The sequence below is a fragment of the Dactylosporangium sp. CA-152071 genome (genome assembly GCF_050936335.1).
GTDB classification, from domain to species: domain Bacteria; phylum Actinomycetota; class Actinomycetes; order Mycobacteriales; family Micromonosporaceae; genus Dactylosporangium; species Dactylosporangium maewongense.
The window spans coordinates 5,748,850-5,760,547 of record NZ_JBNJMZ010000001.1; the positions used below are offsets into that span (position 1 = coordinate 5,748,850).

Below are 11,698 nucleotides of genomic sequence, written 5' to 3' on the forward strand. Positions count from 1 at the left end.
AGGCGACGCCGACCGCCCCCGGGCGACCTGTGCCCGACGCCACTGCGGGCGCTGATCCACGTTAGGCTGTGCGGGTGGATCGACCGGAGCTTTCCGTCACAGTGCGGCGCGCGCCGACCGAGACCGTGGTATCGCTCGCGGGCGAGATCGACATGTCCACGGTCCAGCGGCTGGCGACAACCGTCGATGAGATCCTCGGCGGCGACGCCCCGCAGCGGGTCGTCCTCGACATGGGTGGCGTGACGTTCTGCGACTCGCAGGGCCTCGGCACGCTCGTCGTCCTCAGCCGCAAGGCGACCATGGCACAGAGCTACCTGGTGCTGACCAACGTCGGCGCGTTCCTGATCCGCGTCCTGGACATCACGGGCCTCAGGGGCGCACTGATGATCCAGGAGCCTGCCTGAAGGCTCTGGTCAGCGCCTCCATCGCCTTCTCCACCTGCGAGCGGCCGACCTCGCCGCCGGCCGCCAGCCCGGCCTTCAGCAGCGCGGTGGCCTCGTCGACGGCGACCCCGGCGGCCCGCAGCTCGCCGTCCCGGGCCTTGACCAGCTCGGACTGCACCGCGAGCTGTGAGGTCTTCGTCCACAGCTCGACGAACACGGACACCTTCGCCCGGAGCACCCATGGGTCGAAGGGTTTCGTGAGGTAGTCGACGGCGCCGGCAGCGTACCCGCGAAGCGCCAGATGCGAGTCACGGTCGGCCGCGGTGAGGAAGATGATCGGCACGTGCCGGGTCCGCTCGCGGCGCTTGATGTGCCGGGCGGTCTCGAAGCCGTCCATCGTCGGCATCTGCGCGTCCAGCAGGATCAGGGCGAAGTCGTCCACCAGCAGGTGCTTGAGGGCCTCCTCGCCGCTCTCGGCGGCGACGCCCTGGACCGGCAACCCCTGCAGGATCGCCTCCAGGGCGAGGAGATTGTCCCGCCGGTCGTCGACGAGCAGCACCTTCGCCGGCCGGTCCGGTCCAGTCAAGGACGCGCCCCTTTCTTCCGTTTCGGAGCAACCTACACCGCGCGACCCTCCCCGTTTACCCAAGCGGCCATGACGTCAAGCAGCTCGTCAAGATCGACCGGCTTGGTGATGTAGTCGCTCGCCCCGGCGGCCAGGGACGACTCGCGGTCGCCGGGCATCGCCTTGGCGGTCAGGAACACCACCGGGAGCTTCGCGAAGCGCCGGTTGCGCCGGATCGCCCGGGTCGTCTCGTTGCCGTCCTGGTCGGGCATCATCGCGTCCATCAGCACGATGTCCACGCCCGGGTGCTCCGACAGCACGCGCACGCCGTCGGCGCCGTTGTCGGCGTACAGGACGGTCATGCCGTGCAGCTCGAGAGCGCTGGTGAGGGCGAAGACGTTGCGGACGTCGTCGTCGACGATGAGCACGGTCGCGCCGTCGAGCTGATGCGCCGCCGCGGTCGGGCGCCGCTCCGGGGTCGGCAGCGCCCGCAGCATCGCCGGGCCGGGCGGCAGGCTGCGCACCGGCGCCAGGGGCTGCGCCGGCACGGTGTGCACGGTCTGGGTGACCTCGGTCGCGATGACGTCCGGCAGGTACAGGGTGAAGACGGCGCCCCGGCCGACCTCCGAGGTGACCCCGATCGCACCGCCGAGCAGCCGGGCCAGCTCGCGGCTGATCGACAGGCCGAGGCCGGTGCCGCCGTACTTGCGGCTGGTGGTGCCGTCCGCCTGCTGGAACGCCTCGAAGATCAGCGCGACCTTGTCGTTGGAGATGCCGATCCCGGTGTCGGCGACCGCGAACGCGATCACCCGGCGCGCGCCGGCGAGCGTCGGCGACGAGAACTGCAGGTCGGGCGTGGCGACGCTGATCGACAGCGTGACCGCGCCCTTCTCGGTGAACTTCACCGCGTTGGAGATCAGGTTGCGCAGGATCTGCTGGAGGCGCTGCGGGTCGGTGACGATCGCGGGCGGCAGCTCCTCGGTCGTGCCGACCGTGAAGTCGAGGCCCTTGTCCTCCGCCTGCGGGGCGAACGCCTGCTCCACGTACGAGCGGATCTCGTCGAAGGAGACCTCACCGGGCTCCACGTCCATGCGGCCCGCCTCGATCTTCGACAGGTCGAGGATGTCGTCGATGAGGGCGAGAAGGTCGGAGCCCGCGTTGTGGATCGTCGCGGCGAACTCGATCTGCTTCGCGGTGAGGTTGGCGTCCGGGTTGTCGGCGAGCAGCCGCGACAGCAGCAGCATCGAGTTGAGCGGGGTGCGCAGCTCGTGGCTCATGTTGGCGAGGAACTCCGACTTGTACTGCGACGCCTGCGCCAGCTGCTGCGCCTTCTCCTCCAGGCCGAGGCGGGCCATCTCGATCTCGCGGTTCTGCTTCTCGATGTTGCCCTTCTGCTCCGACAGCAGCGTCGCCTTCTCCTCCAGCTCGGCGTTGGTGCGCTGGAGCTCCGCGGACTGGTCCTGCAGCTCCAGCGCGAGGCGCTGCGACTGGGACAGCAGCTCCTCGGTCCGCCGGTTGGCGAGGATCGTCTTGAGCGCGACGCCGATGGTGACCACGAGCCGGTCGAGGAACGCCAGGTGCAGCTCGGAGAACGAGGCGACGCCGGCGAACTCGATGACGCCGAGCGGCTCGCCCTCGAACAGCACCGGCAGGACGACGAGGTCCGCGGGCGGGGTCGCGGCGACCCCGGAGCGGACCTGGAGCCGGCCGTCCTGGGGTGCGCTGACCCGGATCGCGCGGCGCGACAGCGACGCCTGCCCGATCAGGCCCTCGCCGGGCGCGAAGCTGACCTCGGCGCCGGGCGCCATGTAGCCGTAGGACGCCTCCAGGCGCAGCCGCAGGCCGGACCCGGCGTCGGCGCCGGCCAGGAAGAACGCGCCGATCTGCGCGTCGACCAGCGGCGTCACCTCGGCCATGATCATGCGGCAGACCTCGCCGAGGTCGCGCTGGCCCTGCAGGAGGCCGCCGACGCGGGCCAGGTTGGAGTCGAGCCAGCCCTGCTCGGCGTTCTTCTTCGTCGTCTCGCGCAGCGTGACGATCATCTGGTTGATGTTGTCCTTGAGCTCGGCGACCTCGCCGAGCGCCTCGACCGCGATCCGCTGGGTCAGGTCGCCGCGGGTCACGGCGGTGGACACCTGCGAGATCGCCCGCAGCTGGGTGGTCAGCGTCGAGGCGAGCTGGTTGACGTTCTCCGTCAGGTCGCGCCAGGTGCCGGAGACGCCGCGCACCTGGGCCTGACCGCCGAGCTTGCCCTCGGAGCCGACCTCGCGGGCAACACGCGTGACCTCATCGGCGAACGACGACAGCTGATCCACCATCGTGTTGACCGTCGACTTCAGCTCCAGGATCTCGCCGTGCGCGTCGACGGTGATCTTCTGGGACAGGTCGCCGCGGGCGACGGCGGTGGTGACCTGGGCGATGTTGCGGACCTGGGACGTCAGGTTGGACGCCATCGAGTTGACGTTGTCGGTGAGGTCGCGCCAGGTGCCGGAGACGCCCTTCACCTGCGCCTGACCGCCGAGCTTGCCTTCCGTGCCGACCTCGCGGGCCACACGCGTGACCTCGTCGGCGAACGACGACAGCTGATCCACCATCGTGTTGACCGTCGACTTGAGGGCGAGGATCTCGCCCTGGGCGTCGACGGTGATCTTCTGCGACAGGTCACCACGGGCGACGGCGGTGGCGACCTGGGCGATGTTACGGACCTGGGCGGTGAGGTTGGACGCCATGAAGTTCACGTTGTCCGTCAGGTCCCGCCAGGTGCCGGCGACGCCGCGCACCTGGGCCTGACCGCCCAGCTTGCCCTCCGTGCCGACCTCGCGGGCCACACGCGTGACCTCATCGGCGAACGACGACAGCTGATCCACCATCGTGTTGACCGTCGACTTCAGCTCCAGAATCTCGCCCCGGGCGTCAACGGTGATCTTCTGCGACAGGTCACCACGCGCCACCGCCGTCGCGACCTGCGCGATGTTACGGACCTGGGACGTCAGGTTGGACGCCATGAAGTTCACGTTGTCCGTCAGGTCGCGCCACGTGCCGGCGACGCCCGTCACCTGCGCCTGACCGCCCAGCTTGCCCTCCGTGCCGACCTCGCGGGCCACACGCGTGACCTCATCGGCGAACGACGACAGCTGATCGACCATCGTGTTGACCGTCGACTTCAGCTCCAGAATCTCGCCCCGGGCGTCGACCGTGATCTTCTGCGACAGGTCACCACGCGCCACCGCCGTCGCGACCTGCGCGATGTTACGCACCTGGGACGTCAGGTTGGACGCCATGAAGTTCACGTTGTCCGTCAGGTCCCGCCACGTGCCGGCAACGCCCGTCACCTGCGCCTGACCGCCCAGCTTGCCCTCCGTGCCGACCTCACGGGCCACACGCGTGACCTCATCGGCGAACGACGACAGCTGATCCACCATCGTGTTGACGGTGTCCTTGAGCTCGAGGATCTCGCCCTGCGCGACGACGGTGATCTTCTGCGACAGGTCGCCCCGGGCCACGGCGGTGGCGACCTGGGCGATGTTCCGGACCTGGCCGGTGAGGCTGGACGCCATCGAGTTGACGTTGTCGGTGAGGTCCTTCCAGGTGCCTGCCACACCCGGCACGTCCGCCTGGCCGCCGAGCTTGCCCTCCGTGCCGACCTCGCGGGCCACGCGGGTCACCTGCTCGGCGAAGATCCGCAGCGTGTCGACGAGCGAGTTGATCGTCTCGGCGAGCTCGGCGACCTCGCCCTTGGCCGTCACCGTGATCTTCTGCGACAGGTCGCCGCGGGCGAGCGCGGTCGCCGCGGTGGAGATCGACCGGACCTGGCCGGTGAGGTTCGCGGCCATCGAGTTGACCGAGTCGGTGAGGTCGCGCCAGGTGCCGGCGACACCGGTCACCTGCGCCTGGCCGCCCAGCTTGCCCTCGGTGCCGACCTCGCGGGCCACACGCGTGACCTCGTCGGCGAACGACGACAGCTGGTCGACCATCGTGTTGACCGTGCGGCCGATGGTGAGGAACTCGCCACGCAGCGGTCGGCCGTCGATCTCCAGCGCGAGCTGCTGCGAGAGGTCGCCCTCGGCGACGGCGACGATGACCCGGGCGATCTCCGTGGTGGGCCGCCCCAGGTCGTCGATCAGCGAGTTGACCGCGTGGATGCGGTCCAGCCACGCCCCCTCGAAGCCCTCCTCGTCGAGGCGCTCGGTCATGCGGCCCTCGCGGCCGACGACCCGGCTGATCCGCATGACCTCGCGGGTGTGCCGCAGCTTGAGCTCGGCGAGCCGGTTGAAGCGCTCGACGACCTCGCCGGGCAGGCCGTCGCGGCGGCTCAGCCGGTACTTCAGGTCGCCCGACGCCAACCGGTCGAGCCCGGTGGACAGCTCCTCGAGCAGCAGCGTCTCGGGACTCTTCTGGGTGACTTCTTCGACTGTGGTCATGACGTCTCCACCGGTCTCGGGGGCAGGCGGTGTCCACCCATCGTCGTCTCCAGGTTGGATTGTTACCACCGTTCGGTAGAGACTGCGAGGTGTGAACGCCCCGACCGTCCGGAGGATCCGACTCCCGGCCGACCATAGCTCTCCTGGGCTGGCCCGCGAAGCGATCCGGACGATCGTGCACGAACGGGATCTGGGCGGCATTCTCGACGAGGCGCTGCTGCTGGTGACGGAGCTGACGACCAACAGCGTCGTGCACGCCGGCACCGAGGTCGATGTGGAGATCACCGCCGCCGACAATTCGCTGACGGTCACCGTGCTGGACTTCAAGCCCGGCACGGTCGTGCCCAACATCCCCGCACCCGGCACCGACCTGGACGAGCGCGGCCGCGGCCTGCTGCTCGTCGACCAGCTGGCGTCCTCCTGGGGCACCCTGCACTTCGGCGGCGGCAAGGGCGTCTGGTTCCGGCTGGACAAGAAGCCCGGCACCGTCGGCAGCGACAGGACACCGCCCAGCTTCGAGATCCCCGTCGCGCCCGCACCGGAGGCGCTCAGCGCGCTCGGCTGGTCGGGCACCGGCACGTCGCTGACCGAGGTCTCGGAGGAGCTGCTGCAGCGGCTCGTCGGCGTGATCGGCGGGACCGGCGCGGCGCTGACCCTGGACGAGGGCGACGGCCCGCACACGGTCGCCGCCGTCGGCCGGCTCACCGGGACCGTCGACAGCGGCCTGCGGGTGCCGCTTCGGGTCACCAAGCCCTGGCGGGCGGAGCTGCTCGTGGCCGGCGGTGGCGGCAACCCGTATGCGCGGCCGCTGACGTCGCTCGCCGCGGACCGGTTGATGCTGCTGATCGAGAACCACCGGCTGCGCCGCGCCGACTCGGAGCGGCGCACCTGGCTGACGTTCCTCGCCGACGCCAGCGAGCTGCTCGCCCAGTCCCTGGACGTGGAGCTGACCCTCGCGCTCATCCCGCGGCTGGTGGTGCCGCGGCTGGGCACCTGGTGCGCGATCCACGCCGCCGACGCCGGCGGTGAGCTGCGGCTCGCCGCGGCCGCGCACGCCGACGAGTCGATGCTCACCGGGCTGCTCGACTCGCTCACGCACGCGGCCCCGCAGCTGAAGGAGGCGATGGGCACCGACGCGGTGGTGCCGCTCGGCCCGCCGCTGGAGGGGTATGTCCTCGCGCTGATCGCCCGCGGGCAGCACCTGGGCACGCTGACGGTCGGCGGTGGCGGCGACACGTGGCAGCGCAGCGAGGAGGTCGCCGTCGTCGAGGACGTGGCCCGCCGCGCCGCGCTCGCGATCGACAACGCCAACATCCACGCCGAGCGGCGCAGCATCGCCCAGGCCCTGCAGCGCTCGCTGCTGCCGCCGCAGCTGCCGAAGGCCGAGGGCGTGGAGTTCGGCGCCGAATACGTGCCGACCGGCGAAGGGGTCGACGTCGGCGGCGACTTCTACGACGTGGTGCCGCTCTCCGGCCGCCGCTGGCTGGTGGTCGTCGGCGACGTGTCGGGCAAGGGCGTCCAGGCGGCGACGGTCACCGGCCTGGTGCGGGACGTCACCCGCGTGCTGGTCCGTGACGGCCGGCCGATGCCCGAGACGCTGAAGCGGATCAACGAGACGCTGCTCGAGCGGGGCGCCGGCCGCTTCTGCACGCTGTGCCTGGCGGAGATCCTGCGCCGCCCCGACGGCACCCTGGACGTGGCGCTGCACCTCGCCGGGCACGACCAGCCGGTGCTGCTGCGCGCCGACGGCAGCACGGAGCTCGCCGGCCGGTGCGGCACCGCCCTCGGCCTGCTCGACACGATCAACACCCCGCGCACCCAGATCACGCTGCAGCCCGGCGACACGCTGATCTTCTACACCGACGGCGTCACCGAGCGCCGCCGCGGCGCGGAGCTCTTCGGCGTCGACCGGCTGCGCAAGGAGGCGGCGCTGCTGGCCGGCTTCCCCGCCGACGTGGTCGTCGCCCGCCTGCGCGCGACGACGCTGGGCTTCTCCGCGGAGGCGCCCCGCGACGACATCGCCATCTTCGCCGTCCGCAACGACAGCTAGCACCCAGCGACGGCTGGAAGCCGACGACGGCTAGAAGCCGCGGAGCCGGAGCAGCTCCTCATAGACGTCGGCCGGGTGCGCGTTGAGGTCGTACCGGCTGAGCAGGAACAGCTGCTCGCCCGCGTCGATCTCCAGGAGCTCGCTGCGCATGCCGCCACGGGACCGGGCGTCGACGCGCATCCGCTCGACCTGCACCCACTCGACCCGGCGGCGGCCCGCGTAGCCGCTGACGACGGTGACCCCGTCCGGGTCCGCGGCGAGACGGACCGGCGCGACGAAGTCCCGCAGCGCATAGATGCCGAGGATGGCCGCGGCGACCACCGCGGCGGTGAGCATCCGGCGGTCGCCCGCGGCGAACACGCCGGCGACCAGGAGGCCGATCGCCGCACAGGCCTTCAGCGCGGCGAAGCCGGTCGACACCCGCCACCGTAAGGCGGTCGCCTGCGGCTGCGGCTGCGGCTGCGAGGGGTCGAAGGTTCCGCTGCGGAGGTCCATGCCCCCCAGCATGCGCTACTTCGTCTTGGTGATCGAGGTGGCGGTGACGGTCCCGTCGGCGTTCTGGCCGACGATCGTCACGCTGGAGCCGGCGGTGAGGTCCTTCAGCGCGCCCGGCATCGAGACGGTGGTCGTGCCGCTGGTCTTCACGATCAGCGTCTGGCCGTCGGCGGTCTCCACGTAGACGGTGGTGCCGTCGACGAGCTTGACGGTGCCGGTGATGCCGCCCCGCGTGCCCGTCTGCCCCGTGCCGGTGCCGGTGCCGCCTTGCGCTCCGCCGGGGAAGCCGCCCCGCCCGGCGAACTGGCTCGCCAGCGCCGCCGGGTTGGCGCCGCCGCCCGGGGTCGAGGCCGCCGGGGCGGTGCCGTAGGACTTCTGCACCTGCGCGCCGCCGACGAAGCCGGCGACCAGCAGCGCCAGCCCCGCCAGGACGTACGTGGCGCGGTTGGCGAGCCGGCGCGGCGCCGCCTTGCTGATCCGCTCGCTCAGGTCGTCGTCGAGCGGCTGCGCGAGCAGGTCGTCCGGTTCCGGCTCCGGTTCTTCGAGGAGCACGACCGGCTCGAGGACCTCGGTGTCCGCATTGTCGGAAGGCCGGCGAAAGGCGTGGCTCACAGGAATCTCCTACTCATAGCGCAGCGCTTCGATGGGGCGCAGGCCGGCGGCGCGGCTGGCCGGGTAGCTGCCGAAGAACAGCCCGATCGCGACCGAGAACCCCAGCGCCAGGAAGACCGAGCTGGGCACGATCACGGGTTGGATGCTGACGATCGTGAACCGGCTGCCGATCACCGCCGCGGCCACGCCCAGGAGCCCGCCGATCAGGCTCAGCACGGTCGCCTCGACCAGGAACTGGGTGAGGATCGTGCGCTTCGGCGCGCCGAGCGCCTTGCGGATGCCGATCTCGCGGGTCCGCTCGGTGACGGTGACCATCATGATGTTGGTGATGCCGATCCCGCCGACCAGCAGGCTGATCCCGGCGACCGCGCCGAGGAGCAGCGTGAAGGTCTCCGCGGTGTTCGCGCGGGTCTCCAGCAGCTGCGAGGCGTTCTGGATGCGGTACGCGCTGGTGCTCGACCCGGTGATGTTCAGCTTGGCGTTGAGGATCGCCGTGACCTCGCCCTGCGCGTCGCTGACGTCCTCCGGCGCGGTCGCCTGCACCAGCAGCTGGTTCAGCGACCCGTAGCCGGTCAGCGACTCCTGCACCGCGGTGACCGGGGCGATCGCGACGTCGTTGGGGTCGGTGAAGCCGGTGCCGCCCTTGTCGGCGAGCACCCCGACGACGGTGAAGAGCTTGCCGGACACGGTGATCTGCTTCGACAGCGGGTCGACGGCGCCGAACAGCTCCTCCGCGACGGTCTTGCCGATGAGCACGATCTTGCGGGAGTCCTTGACGTCCTCGTCGGTGAAGAGGGCACCCTTGTCGACCTTGAAGTTCGAGGCCGCGACATAGCCCGGGTAGGTGCCGACGAACTGCGCGATCGTGTGGTCGGTGCCCTCGTACGTTGCCGACTGCGAGCCGGTGACGACCGGCGACACGCTGCGCACGTGCGGCGCCTCGTCCTTGTCGGAGAGCGCGGGCACCAGGTCCATGGTGAGCGCGGTGCTCGTGGTCGCCGCCGCACCTCGCGCGCCACCGCCACCGCCGGCCGTGACGGTCAGCGTGTTCGTCCCCAGTGACTCGATCTGCTTCTGTACGGCCTGGGCCGAGCCGTTGCCGACCGCGACGAGCAGGATGACCGCCGCGACGCCGATGAGGATGCCGAGCACGGTGAGGCCGGACCGCAGCTTGTTGGCGGTGATCGCCCGCAGGGCGAAGACGATGTTCATTTCAGCCGCTCATCCTGGACGATGTGTCCGTCGACGAGCCGGATCAGTCGCTTCGCCCGCTCGGCGACGTCCGGCTCGTGGGTGATCAGCACGATCGTCCGGCCCGACGCGCTGAGCCGGTCGAAGACGGCCAGGACGTCGCTGGTGGACTGCGTGTCGAGGTTGCCGGTCGGCTCGTCCGCGAGCACCAGCGCCGGCGCGGTGACCAGGGCCCGCGCGACGGCGACCCGCTGCTGCTGGCCGCCGGAGAGCTGGTTGGGCTCGTGGCCGGCGCGGTCGGCTAGCCCGACCATCGCCAGGGCCAGGTTGGCCCGGCGGCGGCGCTCCGCGGACCTCACCCCCGCGTAGGCGAGGGGCAGCTCGACGTTGGCGAGGGCGGTGGTCCGCGCGATCAGGTTGAACGCCTGGAACACGAATCCGATCCGCCGGTTCCGCACGAGCGCGAGCTGCCGGTCGTTGAGGCGGCTCACGTCGACGCCGTCGAGCAGGTACTTGCCGGTCGTCGGGATGTCGAGGCAGCCGAGGATGTTCATCAGCGTCGACTTGCCGGAGCCCGACGAGCCCATGATGGCGACATAGTCGCCGCGCTCGACGGTCAGCGACACCCCGCGCAGGGCCTGGACCTCGGTCTCGCCCTGCCCGTAGATCTTCTTGACCTTCTGGACGTCCAGAACTGGGTGCATGTCGCCGGGTCCCATCAGTTGCCCTGGCGGCCGCCGCCGCCACCGGTGAAGCCACCGCCGCCGGTGAAGCCGCCACCGCCACCGGGGAAGTTGCCGCCGCCGGGGAACTGGTTGGTGTTGGTGCCGGTCGTCGAGCCGGTCGTCGTCGTGGTGATCACGACCTGCTCGCCGGCCGTGAGCCCCGACTTGATCTCGACGAACGAGCCGCCGCTGATGCCGACCTCGACCGTGCGGGTCTCCACCTGGCCGTTGACCTGCACCTGGACGGTGCGCTGGCCGCCGGCCGTGCGCAGCGCCTGGGTCGGGATGCGCACCACGTTCTGCGCCTCGGCGATCGTCACGACCGCCGTGGTGCTCTGTCCGAGCCGCACCCCTTCCGGCAGCGTGTCCAGGCCGATGACCACCGCGTAGGAGTTGACGTTGTTGGTGGTCGTCGCCGTCGGCGAGATCGTGCTGACCTTGCCGGTGGCGCGCGTGCCGCTCAGCGCGCTCCAGCTGATCTCCGCGGTCTGGCCGGGCTTGAGCTTCGTCGCGTCGGCCTCCGCGAACCCGGCGTTGATCTGCAGCTTCGTCAGGTCGGCGAGCTGGATGAAGCCGCTCGAGCTGCTGCTGGAGGAGGTCGCGCCGCCGGTACCGCCGCCGCCGGACGAACCAGAAGATGACCCGGAAGACGACGAGGCCGATCCGACGGCGCCGTTCACGGCGGTGACCGTGCCGGCGATCGGGGCGGTCAAGACCGTGCCGTTGACGGTCGTCTGCGCCGACGTGACGCTGGCCTGCGCGGTCGCGACCTGCGCCTCCGCGGAGGCGATGGTGGCGTCGTCGGCGTTGTTGTTCTCCGCCCGGGTCAGCGCCGCCTTCGCCGCGGTCAGGTTGGCCTTCGCGGTGTTCAGCGACGCGTTGGCGGCCGTCGGGTCGATCTTCGCCAGGACCTGCCCCTTGGTGACCACGTCGCCGACCTTCACGTCCACCTCGGTGACCGTGCCCGAGCTGGTGAAGTTGGCGTTGGCGGTCGCGGAGCTGGCGACCGAGCCCGACGCCGACACCGTCTGCGACACCGTGCCCTGGGAGGCCGCGACGACCCTGGTCCGCGTGGTGGTCTGCGACGCCTGGGCGGCCGCCGGGCCGGAGACGATCTGATAGGCCCAGAGCCCGCCGCCGACCGTGGCGACCGCGAGCGCGGCGTTGATCAGACCCACGGAGTTCGGACGAGGCCGGCGTAGAGACGGCAGCGACAAACGCATGAGGGGAATCGTGGTCGGTGCCGCTCGGAGCGA

At 71.0% G+C, this 11,698-nt stretch carries 9 protein-coding genes; 2 read left to right on the plus strand and 7 right to left on the minus strand.

The window, feature by feature from the left end:
* Nucleotides 1–74 precede the first annotated feature (74 nt).
* Nucleotides 75–404, plus strand: a complete 330-nt coding sequence (locus ACQEVZ_RS25705) for an STAS domain-containing protein (protein WP_360566448.1) — start codon at nucleotides 75–77, stop codon at nucleotides 402–404.
* Here ACQEVZ_RS25705 and ACQEVZ_RS25710 read toward each other — a convergent pair.
* Together ACQEVZ_RS25710 and ACQEVZ_RS25715 are read right to left on the minus strand one after the other, a co-directional pair.
* Nucleotides 370–969, minus strand: coding sequence for a response regulator (locus tag ACQEVZ_RS25710; protein ID WP_344508209.1), 600 nt, complete (start codon nucleotides 967–969; stop codon nucleotides 370–372). The genes ACQEVZ_RS25705 and ACQEVZ_RS25710 overlap by 35 nt on opposite strands.
* A 32-nt stretch (nucleotides 970–1,001) precedes the next feature.
* Nucleotides 1,002–5,369, minus strand: a complete 4,368-nt coding sequence (locus ACQEVZ_RS25715; protein ID WP_344508211.1) for a HAMP domain-containing protein — start codon at nucleotides 5,367–5,369, stop codon at nucleotides 1,002–1,004.
* 91 nt (nucleotides 5,370–5,460) lie between these two features.
* On the opposite strand from ACQEVZ_RS25715, the gene ACQEVZ_RS25720 reads away from it, so the two are divergent.
* The gene (locus ACQEVZ_RS25720; protein ID WP_433370889.1) at nucleotides 5,461–7,419 is read left to right on the plus strand and encodes a SpoIIE family protein phosphatase; all 1,959 of its coding nucleotides are present in this window, start codon (nucleotides 5,461–5,463) and stop codon (nucleotides 7,417–7,419) included.
* Between the two features lie 30 nt (nucleotides 7,420–7,449).
* Here the strand turns inward: ACQEVZ_RS25720 and ACQEVZ_RS25725 are convergent, their stop codons facing one another.
* The 5 genes from ACQEVZ_RS25725 to ACQEVZ_RS25745 are packed head-to-tail and all read right to left on the minus strand — an operon-like array spanning nucleotide 7,450 to nucleotide 11,620.
* Nucleotides 7,450–7,914, minus strand: coding sequence for a PH domain-containing protein (locus ACQEVZ_RS25725; protein WP_433370892.1), 465 nt, complete (start codon nucleotides 7,912–7,914; stop codon nucleotides 7,450–7,452).
* 15 nt (nucleotides 7,915–7,929) lie between these two features.
* The gene (locus ACQEVZ_RS25730) at nucleotides 7,930–8,526 is read right to left on the minus strand and encodes a hypothetical protein (RefSeq protein WP_433370895.1); all 597 of its coding nucleotides are present in this window, start codon (nucleotides 8,524–8,526) and stop codon (nucleotides 7,930–7,932) included.
* A gap of 9 nt (nucleotides 8,527–8,535) precedes the next feature.
* Nucleotides 8,536–9,738, minus strand: coding sequence for an ABC transporter permease (locus ACQEVZ_RS25735; RefSeq protein WP_433370898.1), 1,203 nt, complete (start codon nucleotides 9,736–9,738; stop codon nucleotides 8,536–8,538).
* Nucleotides 9,735–10,421 (minus strand): ABC transporter ATP-binding protein, encoded by a 687-nt coding sequence (locus ACQEVZ_RS25740; RefSeq protein WP_344508221.1) that lies wholly within the window; start codon nucleotides 10,419–10,421, stop codon nucleotides 9,735–9,737. Before ACQEVZ_RS25740 ends, ACQEVZ_RS25735 begins: the two co-directional genes overlap by 4 nt.
* Nucleotides 10,422–10,435: 14 nt before the next feature.
* Nucleotides 10,436–11,620, minus strand: coding sequence for an efflux RND transporter periplasmic adaptor subunit (locus ACQEVZ_RS25745; RefSeq protein WP_433370902.1), 1,185 nt, complete (start codon nucleotides 11,618–11,620; stop codon nucleotides 10,436–10,438).
* Nucleotides 11,621–11,698 lie beyond the last annotated feature (78 nt).